This window comes from Rhizobium sp. BK212, assembly GCF_014197475.1.
Classification (GTDB): domain Bacteria; phylum Pseudomonadota; class Alphaproteobacteria; order Rhizobiales; family Rhizobiaceae; genus Rhizobium; species Rhizobium anhuiense.
This window is the reverse complement of record NZ_JACIFS010000002.1, coordinates 1,017,866-1,034,086: the sequence shown is the minus strand read 5'-3', so window position 1 is coordinate 1,034,086 and position 16,221 is coordinate 1,017,866. Positions and strand designations below refer to the sequence as shown.

The window sequence follows — 16,221 nt, the reverse complement described above, 5'->3', positions numbered from 1 at the left end:
TTGTGTTAAATTATATCTCGCGGGGTGGAGCAGCCCGGTAGCTCGTCAGGCTCATAACCTGAAGGCCGCAGGTTCAAATCCTGCCCCCGCAACCAGATATAAAAAAGCCCGCTAACCTGCGGGCTTTTTTGTATCTCGTAACGGGTCGAGGATTTAACGCCTCATCAGGGGCCCGCAAGAAGGCGTAGCCGACGAAGCGGGACAGAAAACTGCAAATCCTGAACCCGCAACCAAATCCCACATAGACCGCCATACACACTGATACAAAAAGCCCGCCTCGTGCGGGCTTTTGGCGTTTCTGCAAGTCCTCCTTCGTCGAGCCGGTGCGTTGTCGAACTGCCGGAACAGACACCGGGACCGGCAGGCACGTCCTCCGCGGGATCAGAGTGGCCGAGCCCGATGCGGGCTGAATAACGGCCGTTGCCGTCACGATTTGTGCGTGGCATCTTCCCAGCGTGGAGGATGCCACGTCTCGGTTCGAGTCGTTGGATGACGGGTTTTCCATTTTTCGCTGTGTTAAGTCTGTCTTCTCAACGGAGGCTCGAATGAGTGTCGGCCTGATTGCCCTTTTTGATGATATCGCTGCACTGGCCAAGGTGGCTGCGGCCTCGCTTGACGATATTGCCGGCCAGGCAGCCAAGGCCGGCACAAAAGCGGCAGGTGTCGTCATCGATGATGCGGCTGTGACACCCCGTTACGTCACCGGATTTTCCGCAGCACGCGAATTGCCGATCATCGGCAAGATCGCCCTCGGCTCGCTGAAGAACAAGCTTCTGATCCTGCTTCCCGCGGCGCTTATCCTGAGCCTTGTCGCACCGCAGGCGATCACACCGCTGCTCATGATCGGCGGGCTTTTTCTCTGCTATGAGGGCGTGGAAAAGGTTTACGCACTCGTGCTACCGCATGCAGCGCACACCCATGAATCGGCACTCGAGGCGACGAGCCTCGATGCACAATCGCTCGAAGACGAGAAGGTTGCGGGTGCGATCAAGACGGATTTCATCCTGTCGGCCGAAATCATGGCGATTACGCTCGGTGCGTTGCCGTCAGGCAGCATAGTCACGCAAGCCTTCATCCTTGCGGTCGTCGGACTGGGTATAACGGTCATGGTCTATGGTGGCGTGGCGTTGATCGTGAAGGCCGATGATCTGGGGCTGATGCTGGCGCGTGTACAGACGCCGTCTCCGATGGGTTCCTTCTTGCGCGCGATCGGAAAAGGGCTTGTCACCGGCATGCCCTATTTTCTGAAAGTGCTAGGCATTATCGGAACGGCCGCCATGATCTGGGTCGGCGGCGGCATCATCGTTCACGGCCTCGAAACCTATGGTGTCGGCGGCCTTGCGCATCTCATCCATGATGCCGGGGAGGCGACCGCGCATGCCATTCCCGTTCTGGCGTCGGTGCTGCGCTGGGTCGTCGAGGCTACAGGAGCTGGCATCGTCGGTATTGTCGCGGGCTTGATCACAATTCCGGTCGCTGGCTACGCCATCTCGCCACTGTGGCGGTACCTCAAATCGCTCCTGCCGCGCCGCCGGCGGAAAGAGGCACTGGCGGATGGGAAAAAATGAACGCGGCGGCCATCGACAGGCAGCGATGATCGACAATGCACGGCATCACTCGAGCAATTCCAGACAAAGCGCGAGGCGCTTTTGCTGGGAATTGCGTAAAAACAAAAAGTTAGGGCGGTTCTGCGTTTCCGTGAAAAGCTGAAGCGCTCTAAGGCGTCATATCCAGCGGGGCAGGGACCGAATTTGCCTACTCGCCCTGTCGTAAGTTGCGAAGCCGGTCGAAAAGGACGGCGAGCACGATTGCTCCGCCGATGAAGCTTCCCTGCCAGAAGGCGTTGATGCCGAGCAAGCCGAGACTGTTGCGGATGATCTCGATGAGGGCGGCGCCGACCAAGGCTCCGAAGGCGGTGCCGACACCGCCGGCGAGATTGGCGCCGCCGATAACCGCGGCCGCGATGACTTGAAGTTCCATTCCGGCGCCGATGTTTGTGGTGACGGCGCCGAGCCAGCCGGTTTGAATGATGCCGGCAACGCCTGCCGACAGGGCGGAAATCATATAGACGATAACCTTGATCCTCGGCACCGGAACGCCCGTCAGTGTCGCAGCGTGCTCATTGCCGCCGATGGCAAAGACATAGCGGCCGAACTTGGTCCAGCGCAGAACGAAACCGGTGATGAGGGCCAGCACGACCATGTAAAGCACCGGATTGGCGATGCCGAAAAGCCAAGCACCGCCACCCAGCGCCAGCAGCTTGTCGTGATCAGGCCCGAACTGGAAAACGACGGTGTTGTTGGATGCGACCATTGCAAGGCTGCGTGCAATAGACAACATGCCGAGTGTGACAACGAAAGGTGGGAAACCGAGATAGGCAATCAATACGCCGTTGAAAGCTCCGACCAAAAGAGCTGTACCGATCGAGGCGGCGATGCCGACTTCAATGCTGTATCCCGCGTGCATGACGACCGCCAGCACCATGCTGCACAGGCAAAGCACGGAGCCGACGGACAAATCGATGCCGCCGGTGATGATGACCAGCGTCATACCAAGCGCGATAATTGCAACGAAAGTGACGTTGCGGGTGATGTTGTAGATGTTCTTCGCGGTCGCAAAGGAGTCCGTCGCCATCGACAGAAAAATGCAGGCGAGAATGACTGCAATGAGCACCCAGAAGGTCTGGCCGCTGAAGACCGATGCCAGCCAACTCCGTTGCTTCTGTCCGATCGTCTGGTCAAGTGTAATCGCCATCGTCGACCTTCTTTTTTCCTATTGCAGCGGATAGCATCGATCACACCTGTTCGATGGCGCCGGTGATCAATCCCGTCACTTCCTCCGGCGAACTTGCGGCAATCTGCTTGTCGGCCACTTTTCTGCCCCGCCGCATCACGATCACGCGGTCGGCGACCGAAAAGACGTCGGGCATGCGGTGGCTGATCAGGACAACGACAATGCCCCGGTCACGCAATTGGCGGATCAGGTTCAAAACCTCAGCCACCTGGCGCACGGAAATGGCTGCCGTCGGCTCGTCCATCAACACGATTTTGGCTTCCGACAACATCGTTCGGGCGATCGCCACCGCCTGTCGCTGGCCACCCGACATTTGTTTGACGAGATCGCGCGCCCGCGTCTCGGATTTGAGTTCGCGAAATATCTCGCCGGAGCGTTTGTACATGCTCTTGTAGTCGAGGATGCGAAAAGGCCCCACGCCGCGGCGCAATTCTCGTCCGAGGAATACGTTTGCTGCCGCCGTCAGATTGTTGCAGAGCGCCAGATCCTGGTGAACGATCTCGATGCCATGCTGGCGTGCTTCCTTCGGCCGATGAAGCACCAGATCGGCGCCGTCGAGGCGCATGGTTCCGTGGCTCGGGCGAAAGTTGCCGGCGATCATCTTCACCAATGTCGACTTGCCGGCGCCGTTGTCGCCCATCAGGCCGACAACCTGCCCCGCTTCAAGCGAAAACGAAATATCGTTGACAGCCTGGATGGCGCCGAAATGTTTGGAAATATTGGTGAGCTCAAGAACCGCCACCAGCCTTCTGGCCTCCCAAGACTTGCAGGCTATCCGTCGCGTGTCTTCGGCGCGAGGCTCCAGCGACTTCGCTTTTCCAATGTCCTCCCAGAAAAGCGATCCGGAACATTTACGCAAAACCTTGCCGCAGCGTCAACTATTGTCCGGTGTATTGGCCTTATTATCGCAAAAATCTGTTTTGTCAGACAAATATCGTTTGACGAGAGCGGCGCGTGAATATTAGCTATCCGTGGGAGAGAGAGCATGCTGATCCTTGTGACCGGTGCGACGGGCAAGGTCGGGCGGCGCTTCATTGCTGGGCTGCTTGACGATCCGAGATTTTCCAAGGCCCGTATTCGCGCGCTTTGCCATAATCGGCTGTGCGATGAGACCGACCGTGTCGAAGTCATCCGCGGCTCGATCGCCGATCGCGACATCGTGGCAGCGGCGCTCGACGACGTTACCCATGTCGTGCATCTCGCCACCTGCAAGGAAACGCCTGAAGACATCATGGATGTCACGGTCAAAGGTCTGTTTTGGCTGCTCGAAGAGTTCCGCCCGAGCGTCACTGCACGCCAGTTCATCCTGATCGGGGGTGATGCGGGCGTGGGACATTTCCACTATCGCCACAACGGCCCGATCACCGAGAATACTCCCCATCGTGCTTATCCGGGAAGCTATGCGCTTTCCAAGGTTCTGGAAGAGGTGATGCTGGAGCAGTTCGGCATTCAGTACGGCCTCAATGGCTGTTGTCTGCGGGCGCCCTGGATCATGGAAAAGGACGATTTCAAATATTCGCTGTCTTTTGGCGACGATGTCTTTGGTGGTCCGGACTGGAAGACGCTGGTTCCGGAAGACGCGGCGCGGCGCTACGCAACTCTGGGGACGGTGCCACTGCTCCTTGATGCTGACGGACGACCGCTGAAACGCAATTTCGTGCATGTCGATGACCTCGTATCGGCCATATTGGCAGCAATCGACAACCCGCGGGCGGAGCGGCAACTGTTCAATATCTGCATGGATCGACCTGTCGACTATGCGGACGTCGCCGCCTACCTCCAGCGCACGCGCAATCTCGGTTCTGTCGAGATACCAAGCCGCTTCCATTCCAATTGGATGGACAACAGCAAGGCAAAATATCTGCTGGACTGGCGGCCAGACTACGATCTCGAAATGCTTATCGACTCGGCATGGCAATACGAGCGTTCGAAGGAGGAGCCTCGCATCGTCTGGTATCCGGGTTGATTTCGTATGGCGGGCATGCCGTGTCCGTCTGTTTCAAGGGAGGAAACTATGAGGAAGGCATTACTACTGACAGCCGCAGTTCTAGCACTGACCGCCGGGCAGGCCCTGGCGAAGAAGCAACTCGTCATCGTCGTCAAGGGCCTCGACAATCCGTTCTTCGAAGCAATCAATCAGGGTTGCCAGAAATGGAACAAGGAGAATCCGACTGCCGAATACGAGTGCTTCTACACCGGTCCGGCATCGACATCCGATGAGGCCGGCGAAGCGCAGATCGTTCAGGATATGTTGGGCAAGGCAGACACGGCTGCAATCGCAATTTCGCCGTCCAATGCAAAGCTCATCGCCCAGACCCTGAAGACCGCCAATCCAACGGTTCCAGTGATGACGCTCGATGCCGATCTTGCCGCCGAGGATGCAGCGTTGCGCAAGACCTATCTCGGCACGGACAACTATTTGATGGGCGCACGCATCGGCGAATACATCAAGAAGGCCAAGCCGAAGGGCGGCAAGATCTGCACGATCGAAGGCAATCCGGGAGCAGACAATATTCTGCGCCGCGCGCAAGGTATGCGCGACACGCTCACTGGCCAGAAAGGCTTGACCGAGCTGAAGGGCGAGGGCGGGTGGACGGAGGTCGCCGGTTGCCCGGTGTTCACCAATGACGACGGTGCCAAGGGTGTTCAGGCAATGACCGATATCCTCGCGGCCAATCCCGACCTGGACGCCTTCGGCATTATGGGTGGCTGGCCATTGTTTGGCGCGCCGCAGCCCTATCGCGACCTGTTCAAGCCGATGGCCGAGAAGATCGCCAGCAACGATTTCGTCATTGGTGCGGCCGACACGATCGGCGACGAGGTTGCTATCGCGAGGGAAGGCCTGGTGACGGCACTCGTCGGCCAGCGGCCGTTCGAGATGGGCTACAAGGCGCCTTCGGTGATGATGGATCTGATTGCCGGCAAGCCGGTCGAAGATCCGGTTTTCACCGGGCTCGATGAGTGCACCAAGGATACAGTCGATACCTGCATTCAAAAGTAGGTTCGCGGTTTGGCGGCACTCGGTTCAAGGGTGCCGCCGACTGCCCCCACGAGAGACGGGTCGAAAGGCCCGCAGGGCTTGACGCGCCCCGGATTCCGCGCTTTTTGGCGGCGTCAATCGCAGGCGACTTCCTCGTTATTACGATTGTTTTGACAGTACATACAGACAATCGAAAGATGCTGAGGCAGTAGAAATAAATGCCTGACAAGAAATCGGGAAAGCCGGCGGCTCCGGTCGAAGTGGTGACGGTTGACCGTTCGGCCACAAGGCGCCCAAATGCTCCCCGCATGACGGGGGCGAGCGTTCATGTGTCTTTGGCGGGAGAGATTGGGCTGCGAATCGTACGCGGCGACTATCCGCCGGGCACGATCCTGCCAAATGAGGCGAAATGGTCTGAAGTCTTTGAAGTCAGCCGATCGGCAGTGCGCGAAGCGATCAAGATGTTGATGGCCAAGGGCCTGCTTTCTTCCCGCCCGAAAATCGGCAGCTGGGTCGAACCCAAGGAGCGTTGGAACCTGCTGGATCGAGATGTCTTGGGCTGGTATGCCGCGTCTCCCGATCGTGAAGCCTTTCTAAGGGCTGTGCAGGAACTCAGGCATATGATCGAGCCGGAAGCGACGGCACTGGCTGCGGAGCGGCGAACCGAGGAGCAAATGAATGCGATCAGTCAGGCCCTGCATGACATGGATCAGGCGACATCGCTTCAGCAGCGAACGGAATCCGATGCGCGATTTCATATCGCGATCCTACGCGCCTCCGGAAATGATCTGCTGGTGCCGCTCGGCGTACTGATCGAATCGGCGTTGAACCACCTCTTCGCCCACGTCACGCGAGAGGAAGACAATTTGCGCTATGCACTGAAGCTTCATGAAAATATTGAAAAAAACATCCGATTGCAGCGACCGAACATGGCGCGCAACGCCGTTCGCAAGGCGCTGGCAAATACCGACCAGATCATAGCACGGTGGTCGCGATAGAGGTGTGCATCCTGCCCGGCTGACGCCTTACCGGCAACCTGATGCAGAGCCGTTCAAGCTCCTGCGGTGCTTGGTGCCTACCCAAAACCTGCGGCTTGTGCTATTTTCTCAGGCTACCTCGGGGGCTGAACCATGCGCGGGTTGCTTGCATCGGTGGGGTTGATTTTCACAGCGACAATGGCCGCTGCGGGGAGCCCCTTGTTCGATGCCGTCGCAACCGGAAACACCGCCGCCGTCGAACAGGTTTTGGCTGCGGGTGCGGATGTCAACAGCCGGGCACGCGATCAGGCGACGCCTCTGATCAACGCCGCGCTCGGAGACCAGCTCGCCATCGCCGAATTGCTCATCGGCAAAGGTGCTGACGTCATGGCTCGGAATTCGGGCGGCTTTACGCCGCTTCATGCCGCGGCCTTTTCCGGCAGCTTGCCGATCAGCAAGCTGCTGCTTCACCACGGGGCGACGCTCGACGATGCGGCCAATAAGGCCGGTGTAACGCCGCTGATGGTCGCCGGTGAGGAAAACCACGTCGCTCTCGCCGCGTTCCTTCTCGCCGAGGGGGCTGACGTCGGTCATGCAGAGGTTCACGGCTACACGCCGATCACGCGTGCGGTCTGGAAGGGCAACGTGGACATCGTGCGATTGTTCAAACGGCACGGCGCGTCGTGCCCACCGGCCAGCCGCCTCGGCGAGGAAGGTTACGCCAAGTGCATTGAAATCCACGATTGAATAGGAGGCGCAGATGTGTGCAGGGACCAGAAGCGGTGCGCGAGGAATTAGTCGCTCTGTGGCGGTGTTCCTTCTGGCTTTGGCAGCCGCCGGTGGATCGCAGGCTTTTGCCGACGACTCGGTCAACACGGGGTACTTCGGCGGCGTGGCAATCATGGGATACGATCCTGTCGCCTATTTCACCGAAGGCAAAGCCGTGAAAGGCTCCGAGGAATTCTCCCACGAATGGCTGGGGACGCCTTGGCTTTTCGCCAATGCCAAACACCGCGAAATGTTCATCAGCGAGCCGATCAAATATGCGCCTCAGTATGGCGGTTACTGCGCGGGCGAGGTGGCTCTCGGGTCGGTCACGGTAAATGTCGATCCAGAGGCGTTCAAGATCATCGACGGCAAGCTTTACCTGATCTACGACAAAGGATCAGCGGAGGGGTTTGCCGCGCATGTGGCTGAAGCAGTCCCGAAAGCCGACAGCAACTGGCCGAAGGTCGCAGCCGATCTCGAACGGGATCAGTATCACTGACCGCGGGTGGAGTGCGGCTATTTGACGGGCGAAAAATAGAAGACCTTGGTGGAGTTCACGTAAGCATAGCTGGTTTCAGCAGGCGAGTTTGCAGATCTGTAGACCGGGCCGCAATCGGCTCGTCCGAATGCATTTTCGCTCTGCTCGCAGAGCATGTCGCCATGGACGAAAACCGTCTCGGTGATCATCTGCGTCGCCGAGCGGAATGCAGCCTTTCCATCGCGTTCGATTTGCATGAGTGCAGGGCTTCCTGAGGGCTCGGTCTTGCCCCGCAGGAGTTTGCCCATGACGGCGCTTGTGATTTCGTCGTCGTGCAGCCGGTCCTGCTCGTCGCCCTTGAAAGCGAACGGCCATTCCGGCAGACCGGCCTCGCGCAGAGCATCGAGGATAAAGGCCAAATCCTGCTCGTTGCGGAAGTGGGCGTTGCTGATACGCCAGCCCGCCAGGGAATCGCGCCCTGCCACAAAGCGAAGTCCTTCGGTGACTGTCGCACGGGCGTCATCGAGGCGACCGGCACGGGCATAGGCCATCGCGAGCGGGGTAACGAAATCGCCATTTCCCGGAGAACCGTCTCGCGCGCGTTGGAAATTGTCGATGGCCTTTGCGTAGTCGCGCTGCAAATAAAAGACCAGGCCGGCCGTGTATCGGTTGATGGCGGAGAGGTTCGGATCGTGCCTGAGCGCCGTCTCGACGGCCGCGCCGGCTTCGGCATGATTGCCGGAGAACAATTGAACATATGCCAACGCCATATGCGCCTCGGCATCGGTAGACCCGAGCGACACTGCCTGCTGCGCCGAGGTGACAGCCTGCTCATAGCGGCGGTCCACGACCTGCATGACGGCAAGAACGGCGTAGGGCGATGAAAGAACCGAGTCGAGAGCCAGCGCGCGACTTGCTTTCTCGTAGACCCTTTTTCGGGCCAGCGCGCTCTGGAGAACATCGTCGTAGGCGCTTCGCCAGACATAAGCTGTCGCGCGCGCATCGGCCGCGAAGGCCTCTGCAAAACCGGGGTCGAGCGCTTCTGCTTTGTCAAAGAGGGCCAGTGCCTCCAGCAGCCGGGAACGGCGGCCGGTCCGCGTCGCCTGCTCGGCACGAAGGTAGTAGTCGTATGCTTCCAGATTGGCGGTCGGCGGACGGGTAATCCGCTCCGCCTCGGATCGAGTGAGCTTCAGGCCAAGCGCGCCGGCGATCTGCCGACTGAGCTCGTTTTGCACAGCCATCACATCCGCCGCGCCGCGGTTAAACCGGTTGGCCCACAGGTGATCGCCGCTTGCGGTATCGATCAGTTGCGCATTGACACGGATTTGGTCGCCTATCCGCTGCACGCTGCCCTCGACGACAAAGCGCACGCCGAGATCGCGTTCGATGTCGGCCAAGACCAAGGGCTTGCCTTTGTAGGCAAACACCGAATTATGACCGATGACGTCAAGGTCCGAAAGCATGGCCAGATCGGCAATCAGGCTGTCGGTCATGCCATCGGTGAAATAATCCTGGCCGGGATCTTTGCTCAGATTTGCGAAAGGAAGCACCGCGACGGATGGACGTTGCTGCACGAACGGCCATTGCCATACGACGACAATCGCAGCGGTCGCGATCAGCAGCGCTGCAAGCGTCGCCAGGATAATCGCACGGCGGCGCGGCCGAGGGGAGGCGACGACCTTGCCTGCCTCAGCGGGATCTAACAGGACACGATAGACGCGAACCGGATCGGCTATGTTCTTCAGTTGCTGCTCTCCGAGAGCGGAGAAGCCGACATCAGCCTTGTGTACGGTGTGATCGAATGCGGTGCCGGATATGCAAATTCCGCCGGGCTGAGCAAGACTCTCCAGCCGTGCGGCTATGTTGACGCCGTCTCCGTGAATGTCCTCTCCTTCGACGATGACATCGCCGAGATTGACGCCGATGCGGAAAAGCATCCGCTGCTCGGGCCGCAGGGCTGCATTGCGTTCCGCCTTTTGTTGCTGGATCTTGACGGCGCAGCGCAAGGCATCCACCACGCTTTGGAACTCAACCAGGATTCCGTCGCCCATGGTCTTGATCAGGCGGCCGTGATGCGTGGCGATCTTCGGTTCGAAGAGTTCGTGGAGGTCGGAGTGGAAGCGGATACGCGTTCCCTCTTCGTCGATTTCGCTCAGACGGCTGTAACCGACCACATCTGCAATCAGGACTGCTGCAAGACGGCGCTCCATACCAGCTCTTCCTGGGTGTCAGATCCCCGACCGATATCTTACAGCAGGTGCCGAGCCGTTGCCATGACAGTCGCCCAAAGTGCATCAAGCTTGCCGGCGACATGCCTCGCGAAACCATCTGCGTGAAATGAGTTGCCGGGACATCGGTCCGAGCCGCAGTTCCTGTCAGCTTTGGCCAGTATCCGGGACCACCAGGCCCGCCTTGCGGAGGCCTTCAACACGGCGGCTAAAGTCCTCGGGGTTTCGGAATGGAAGGACGCGGCGGCGGCGCTCGACGGAGAAATTGGGATTGATCTGGAGCGCTTTTTCCCAGGCCTGTCTGCTCTCTTCCGGCCGGCCGAGGTGGCCGTAACATGACGCGAGCAGGGCATAGGCCGTTTCAGATTGGGCGTTTTGCTGGAGCCGCTGCTCGATCGCGGCAATCGCCTGCTCATATTCGCCGAGAGAAAAGTGCGCATCGGCGAGAAATTGGAAAAGAACTTCCGGATGGTGCGGGTCGAGCCGCATCGATTCATTCAGTGTTTCGAGAGCGCCTGCGGGATCGCCGGAAAATATTTGGATATGGGCCATCAGCATCAGGAGGTCGGCGGAGTTGGGGGAAAGCGTGAGGCCCTGCAACACTTCTGCGCGCGCCCGGTCCAGTTCCCGGTTCCACATGCAAGCCATGCCCAGCGCGAAGTGGCCATTCGGCTGTTCCTCGGCCATCTTCGCTGCCTGCTGCGCGAGATCCAGGCCGATCCGCAGCGAAGCCTCCGGATCGTTGCTCCAGGCGTTGATGTAGTCGAGCACATGCGTGAAGGAAATCAGTGCCTGGGCGGCCGCGTAATCCGGATCGATAGCGAGGGCGTCGGCCGCCAGGCTGCGGGCGGCTATATTTCCGGTTCGGGTGTGGGCCGACGCCTGCTCGCGGCCGCGCAATAGGAGCTCATATGCGCCGATATTGACTGCGCGTCCTTGGACTAACCGATCCTGGTCGCCATGCGTGAGGTTCAGCTTCAGCGCCGCCACGATCTCCTGGGTGAGCTCATCCTGAACCGCAAAAATATCCGTAAGCTCGCGGTCGAAACGGCTGGCCCAGATATGCCCGCCATTGCTGGCGTCGATCAATTGGGCAGTGACACGCACGCGGTTGCCAGCCTTGCGCACGCTGCCTTCCAGGACATAGCGGACGCCGAGCGCCCTGGCCATCTCAGGCACGGAGGCTGTGACGTTCTTGTAGACGAAGGAAGAGTTGCGGGCGATCACGTGCAATTCTGACAGCTTCGAAAGGTCGGTAATGATGTCCTCGCTGATGCCGTCGGAGAAATATTCCTGCTCGGCGTCGCCGCTCATGTTGTTGAACGCCAATACGGCGATGGAGGGCTTATCGGAAACGGCCGTAGCCGGAGGCATTTTCATTGCCGGCTGGACTTGTCGCGCCGTGTTCGACAGCGGTCCGACTTGGAGAGAATAGACCTGCATCGGCTCAGCGATATTCTTCAGCTGGATCTGACCGAGATCGGTCACGGCAAGATCAAGCCGCGCTTTCACCTGGCGGTAGGCATCCTCGGAAAGACAGATGGCGCCGGGCTTGGCAATTCCCTCCAGCCGCGCGGCGATATTGACGCCGTCGCCCATCAAGTCGCCATCGCTTTCCTCGACCACATCCCCCAGGTGGATCCCGACCCGGAACTCGATGCGATGCTCGGGCGACACGCCGATATTGCGCTCGACCATGGCGGTCTGCACTTCGATCGCGCAGCGCACGGCGTCCACGACGCTGCGAAACTCAATCAGGCTTCCATCCCCGGTACGCTTGACCACACGGCCATTGTGCACGGCGATGGTTGGATCGACCAGATCGCTGCGCAGAGTTCTCAGCCGCGCCAGAATGCGATCCTCGTCCGCACCGGCGAGACGGCTGTAGCCGACCACATCCGCGACCAGGATCGCCGCCAGTTTTCGCGTCACGCTCGTAGCCTCAGTTCCTCGTCGGACCAAAATAACACAGTGTGACCGGCAACGTCGCCAAATCCCGATTGCTTTCGCTGAGAGGCGGCCCGGCTAGTCTCCGTTTTTCAGAGAGAAGGCAAGGACGTAGTCGCCGGCGTCCTTCGAATATGGTGCACCGCCGACCGATATCAGGACATATTGCTTGCCTGTTTTCGGCGAAACATAGGTCATGGGCGTCGCGCTCGAGCCGACCGGCAGGGGATATTTCCAAAGCTCGGTACCGTTCTCGGCATCATAGGCGCGGATATAATAGTCCTGGAAGCCGGCGAAGAAAACGACACCGCCGGCGGTCACCGAAGTGCCGGCATAGCTCGGCAAGCCCATCGGCATACGCAAACGGGTTTTGATCTTGAACGGCCCGAGTTCCTCGGCGGTCCCCGCCGGAACCTGCCAGGCGATCTTGCGGGTACTCAGATCCACCGCCGTGACGGTGCCGAAGGGCGGCTGCGTGCAGGGAACGCGGAGCCTCGAGGTCCACATTTCGGTGGCCATGCCATAGGGCGTACCGCGCTGCGGGGCGGAGGGGCCGTGCGCGGTCGTGGTGAGGGCAAAATCGACATACTCCGCGCGCGGGATGAGCGCGAAGAGGCTCGGCACGCGGATATCGTTCATGAAGACGCGGTTGTTGGGCAGATCGACCGATACGCTTCCCCAATTGAGGCCACCCAGATTTCCCGGCTGCTGGATCGCATATTGGGTACCGATCGGGGTGAAATCGCCATCGTAGCGCATCTTTCGGAAGGCGATGCGGCATGCCAGCTGATCGAACATCGTCAGGCCCCAGGCCGTCTGCTCGCTCACGCGTTCCGCGCCAATGGTCGGCATGCCGACAGAATAGGGCTGCGTCGGAGACAGTTTCTCTTCCGGCGCGCCGCCTTGCTGCGGCACCGGCTTCTCCTGGACTTCGGCAAGGGGCAGGCCGGTCTGACGGTTGAGCAGGAAAAGCTGCCCACGTTTGGTGGTCTGCAGGAGAGCGGGCACGGTGGCGCCGTTGCCGTCAGGCAAGTCGATCAGGACCGGTTGGGCCGGCAGGTCATAGTCCCAGATGTCGTGATGCACAGTCTGAAACTTCCATTTCTCCCGCCCGGTCGTCACATCGAGCGCCACCAATGTCGCGTTGTATTGGTCGGCGAAGGCCGGACGATTGACGCCGTAATAATCCGGGGTGGTATTGCCGAGCGGCGCATAGATGAGACCGAGCTTGTCGTCGAATGCGGCCGTCGTCCACATATTGGGTGTGGCCCGCGTATAGGTCTGGCCCTCCGGTGGGAGTTTGGTGATCTCAGGATTGCCGAGATCCCATGCCCATTCGAGCTCGCCGGTGACAACGTTGAATGCGCGGATGACGCCCGAGGGTTCGCCGACCTCCTGATTGTCGGTGACCCAGCCCCCGACGACGATCAGATTGCGGGCAATCAGCGGGGCCGATGTCTGGAAGTAATAGCCTGTCTTGACTTCGCCCATCCCCTGGGAGAGCTGCACCGTGCCATTGTCTCCGAAGCCCCTGCAGGGGGCGCCGGTCTTGCTGTCGATCTCCAGTAGACGGGCATCAATCGTTGTCTGCACCAGGCGCTCGTTGCAAAGACCGTCGGCGGATTGCGCGTCCTGCGGCATCTTATAGTAACCGAGACCACGGCAGCGCTGCCAGTAAGGCGCGGTCGCCTTGGGATCGAAGGTCCAGCGCGGTTTGCCGGTATCGGCATCGAGCGCTGCGATCACATCCGTCGGCGTGCAGGTGTAGACCGTGTCGCCGATCTGCAGAGGCGTGTTCTGATCGGCGCCGTCGCTTTTTCCGGTGCGATATGTCCAGGCAAGATCGAGCTTGGAGACATTGCCGCGGTTGATCTGATCGAAGGGCGAGTAACGATCTCCCGCCGTGGTGCGGCCATAGGAGGTCCAATCGGAGGGAGAATTGTCGCCCTTGGTCGCCTTGTAGGCGGTGATGTCGGCGGAAGGGCGGATGACGCCATGCGGCGTGAAAGCAAGGCTAAAACCGGCAACGAACAGGATCGCCGTGACCAGGGCGCCGCCATGGTAGAGCTTCCGGTTGGCGGTCGGCGAGAGCGATGGCGCAAAGAGAAGCGCAAAACCCGCCAGCGCGATCGGAGACATCAAGCGCGCAAAAAGTGCCCAAAAATTGAGACCCGATTCCCATAGCGCCCAGGGAAGACTGAAGATGGCAACAAGCAGGACGATGAGGCCGCCGGACGTCTTGCGGCGCCAGAGCAGAAACGCGGCAACCAGATAGGCAAGCCCTACGATCGCATAATAGGGCGAGCCGCCGAGGCTGAGCAGCAAGGCGCCGCCTCCTATCAGCCCCAATCCGATCAGGGCGAGAACAATACAGAACAGGGTGGCTAGAAATTTCATAGTCTCCTCATCCAATCTGCTGCCCGATCGCCTGGATCCCCACTCCGACCGTCGCATGGCGCCCCGGGAAGCGCGGGGCCATTGGATTGGCGGTCGGATACGTATCTTCGGGAGAGCGGTGCTCTCTCGTTCAATTTTTACTTGATGTAGCTGTGGTCACTGACACGCCGCCCCGATCCGGCAATGATGCCGCCGCCGCTCCTGCGGCAACGGCTTGCCATTCCAAATCGAGTCAATACTTCTGAAAGGGGCACAGATGTTTCTCGGCGAAAAGCTTGATCTAGCGAACGGGCGACCGACAGGATTCGATTATATGCGATTACTGTTAGCCTTTTCAGTGCTTTGGATACATACGGCCCGCGTCACGTACGGCGATGACCTCTTTCTTTGGGAGTCACCCTTCCGTCCCGTCATCAAGTCAGTGCTGCCCATGTTCTTTGTCCTGAGCGGGTTCCTGGTGGCTGGCAGTCTTGAACGATCGAAGACATTGATCTCCTTTCTTGGGAATCGGTTTATCCGGATCTACCCTGCTCTTGCGGTAGAGGTGTTGCTGGCTGCCTTTATACTCGGAGCGATCTATACGGAGTATGACCTGCGTGACTATTTCACCGATCCTCAGTTCTTTACTTATCTGCTGAATGTCACCGGGCACATTCACTTCAATCTTCCCGGCGTATTCCTGGACAATCCTGATGCTGCGATGGTGAACGGGCAACTCTGGACGGTGCCCTTCGAGCTTGAGTGTTATGCTGCGATCGCCGCCCTGTTTCTGCTCGGCGTGGTCAGGCGGCGCGTGATCGCCCTGATCGCAACGCCGGCCTTGATCATAGCCTTTGGTATCGCAAGATATTGGAAGCATGAAAGCGACTGGGCCACCATGCCCACGACCGCATCGGGCAATCTGCTTATTTGTGCATTTCTGGTGGGGGTGACCTTCTATCTCTACAAGGACAGGGTTCGCTGGGATATCCGGATTTTCCTCGCCTCCGTAGCAGTCATCCTGTGGGCCTACTGGTTCACCTCTTTCGGAGACTTCATTGCCATCCCGGCAATCGGATATGTCACGGTTTTCCTCGGTCTGACCTCGCCCCGAAAGCTTGGTGTTCTGCGCGGGGCCGACTATTCCTATGGCGTCTTCCTCTACGGCTACCCGATCCAGCAGGCCTTCGTCGCGCTCGGGCCCTGGGCGCATAACTGGTGGCTGAACGGCATCGTCTGCAGCATCATTGCCACCTGCTTTGCCGCTTTCTCGTGGAGATTCATCGAAAAGCCGGCGTTGAAATTGAGGAAACAAGTCACCTGGCTTGAAAATCTCAGGCTCCAGCGCGGCACGAAACGACAATTGGCCGGGGCGGTCTCGAAATAGAGTTCTGGATGCCGGCTTGGAGGCGGGCAATTCCGGAACAGGCTCAATCCAGAAAACAACTCAATAGGGCTCGCCATCACCGCGAGCCTTGTTTCTTTGATGCTGGCTGAGCGCCACAGACGAAAATCCGGGCCGTTTGCAAGGGCCTGGTTTGCAGCAGGCTTGCTGCACGATCACTGCCATGTCGACGTACCTACACCGATAAGCGCGGCCCGGATTTGGCGCGCATATCCGCTCATGCGTAAGCCTATGTTCAGACTGATCTTTTCGGTTGGACGAGGTAACGT

Annotated in this window: 12 protein-coding genes and 1 tRNA gene; 8 read left to right on the top strand and 5 right to left on the bottom strand. The window is 59.4% G+C overall.

What is annotated here, in order from left to right; translation table 11 throughout:
* Positions 1–18 precede the first annotated feature (18 nt).
* A tRNA-Met gene (locus tag FHT79_RS09975) sits at positions 19–95 on the top strand.
* 450 nt (positions 96–545) lie between these two features.
* On the top strand, positions 546–1,568 hold the full coding sequence (locus FHT79_RS09970; protein ID WP_025570482.1) for a DUF808 domain-containing protein: 1,023 nt from the start codon (positions 546–548) through the stop codon (positions 1,566–1,568).
* A gap of 187 nt (positions 1,569–1,755) precedes the next feature.
* Here the strand turns inward: FHT79_RS09970 and FHT79_RS09965 are convergent, their stop codons facing one another.
* Both FHT79_RS09965 and FHT79_RS09960 read right to left on the bottom strand, forming a co-directional pair.
* Positions 1,756–2,754, bottom strand: coding sequence for an ABC transporter permease (locus FHT79_RS09965; protein ID WP_025570480.1), 999 nt, complete (start codon positions 2,752–2,754; stop codon positions 1,756–1,758).
* 40 nt (positions 2,755–2,794) lie between these two features.
* Positions 2,795–3,535, bottom strand: a complete 741-nt coding sequence (locus FHT79_RS09960; protein WP_025570478.1) for an ATP-binding cassette domain-containing protein — start codon at positions 3,533–3,535, stop codon at positions 2,795–2,797.
* A 243-nt stretch (positions 3,536–3,778) separates the two neighbouring features.
* Here FHT79_RS09960 and FHT79_RS09955 point away from each other — a divergent pair, with 243 nt between their 5' ends.
* The 5 genes from FHT79_RS09955 to FHT79_RS09935 all read left to right on the top strand — a co-directional run bounded on the left by FHT79_RS09955 (position 3,779) and on the right by FHT79_RS09935 (position 8,017).
* The gene (locus tag FHT79_RS09955; protein ID WP_025570476.1) at positions 3,779–4,759 is read left to right on the top strand and encodes an NAD(P)-dependent oxidoreductase; all 981 of its coding nucleotides are present in this window, start codon (positions 3,779–3,781) and stop codon (positions 4,757–4,759) included.
* Between the two features lie 48 nt (positions 4,760–4,807).
* Positions 4,808–5,794 (top strand): substrate-binding domain-containing protein, encoded by a 987-nt coding sequence (locus FHT79_RS09950; protein ID WP_025570474.1) that lies wholly within the window; start codon positions 4,808–4,810, stop codon positions 5,792–5,794.
* A gap of 197 nt (positions 5,795–5,991) precedes the next feature.
* Entirely contained in the window at positions 5,992–6,771 is a 780-nt protein-coding gene (locus FHT79_RS09945) for a FadR/GntR family transcriptional regulator (RefSeq protein WP_025570473.1), read from the top strand.
* A 132-nt stretch (positions 6,772–6,903) separates the two neighbouring features.
* A complete protein-coding gene (locus tag FHT79_RS09940; protein WP_025570470.1) occupies positions 6,904–7,497 on the top strand; it encodes an ankyrin repeat domain-containing protein in 594 nt (197 codons plus the stop codon).
* 13 nt (positions 7,498–7,510) lie between these two features.
* On the top strand, positions 7,511–8,017 hold the full coding sequence (locus tag FHT79_RS09935; RefSeq protein ID WP_025570468.1) for a YHS domain-containing (seleno)protein: 507 nt from the start codon (positions 7,511–7,513) through the stop codon (positions 8,015–8,017).
* Positions 8,018–8,034: 17 nt separating this feature from the next.
* Here FHT79_RS09935 and FHT79_RS09930 read toward each other — a convergent pair whose 3' ends face one another.
* The 3 genes from FHT79_RS09930 to FHT79_RS09920 all read right to left on the bottom strand — a co-directional run bounded on the left by FHT79_RS09930 (position 8,035) and on the right by FHT79_RS09920 (position 14,568).
* On the bottom strand, positions 8,035–10,206 hold the full coding sequence (locus tag FHT79_RS09930) for a tetratricopeptide repeat protein (RefSeq protein WP_183903311.1): 2,172 nt from the start codon (positions 10,204–10,206) through the stop codon (positions 8,035–8,037).
* Between the two features lie 165 nt (positions 10,207–10,371).
* Positions 10,372–12,156, bottom strand: a complete 1,785-nt coding sequence (locus tag FHT79_RS09925) for a tetratricopeptide repeat protein (RefSeq protein WP_028758788.1) — start codon at positions 12,154–12,156, stop codon at positions 10,372–10,374.
* A gap of 93 nt (positions 12,157–12,249) precedes the next feature.
* Positions 12,250–14,568 (bottom strand): membrane-bound PQQ-dependent dehydrogenase, glucose/quinate/shikimate family, encoded by a 2,319-nt coding sequence (locus FHT79_RS09920; protein WP_025570060.1) that lies wholly within the window; start codon positions 14,566–14,568, stop codon positions 12,250–12,252.
* 256 nt (positions 14,569–14,824) lie between these two features.
* Here FHT79_RS09920 and FHT79_RS09915 point away from each other — a divergent pair, with 256 nt between their 5' ends.
* Entirely contained in the window at positions 14,825–15,934 is a 1,110-nt protein-coding gene (locus FHT79_RS09915) for an acyltransferase (RefSeq protein WP_025570058.1), read from the top strand.
* The last annotated feature ends 287 nt before the right edge of the window (positions 15,935–16,221 follow it).

What these genes read in the sequence shown, in the direction of transcription:
- FHT79_RS09940 (WP_025570470.1), top strand. Translation starts at nt 6,904, where the DNA reads ATGCGCGGGTTGCTTGCATCGGTGGGGTTGATTTTCACAGCGACAATG.
- FHT79_RS09955 (WP_025570476.1), top strand. Translation starts at nt 3,779, where the DNA reads ATGCTGATCCTTGTGACCGGTGCGACGGGCAAGGTCGGGCGGCGCTTC.
- FHT79_RS09950 (WP_025570474.1), top strand. Translation starts at nt 4,808, where the DNA reads ATGAGGAAGGCATTACTACTGACAGCCGCAGTTCTAGCACTGACCGCC.
- FHT79_RS09945 (WP_025570473.1), top strand. Translation starts at nt 5,992, where the DNA reads ATGCCTGACAAGAAATCGGGAAAGCCGGCGGCTCCGGTCGAAGTGGTG.
- FHT79_RS09970 (WP_025570482.1), top strand. Translation starts at nt 546, where the DNA reads ATGAGTGTCGGCCTGATTGCCCTTTTTGATGATATCGCTGCACTGGCC.
- FHT79_RS09930 (WP_183903311.1), bottom strand. Translation starts at nt 10,206, where the DNA reads ATGGAGCGCCGTCTTGCAGCAGTCCTGATTGCAGATGTGGTCGGTTAC.
- FHT79_RS09915 (WP_025570058.1), top strand. Translation starts at nt 14,825, where the DNA reads ATGTTTCTCGGCGAAAAGCTTGATCTAGCGAACGGGCGACCGACAGGA.
- FHT79_RS09935 (WP_025570468.1), top strand. Translation starts at nt 7,511, where the DNA reads ATGTGTGCAGGGACCAGAAGCGGTGCGCGAGGAATTAGTCGCTCTGTG.
- FHT79_RS09920 (WP_025570060.1), bottom strand. Translation starts at nt 14,568, where the DNA reads ATGAAATTTCTAGCCACCCTGTTCTGTATTGTTCTCGCCCTGATCGGA.
- FHT79_RS09965 (WP_025570480.1), bottom strand. Translation starts at nt 2,754, where the DNA reads ATGGCGATTACACTTGACCAGACGATCGGACAGAAGCAACGGAGTTGG.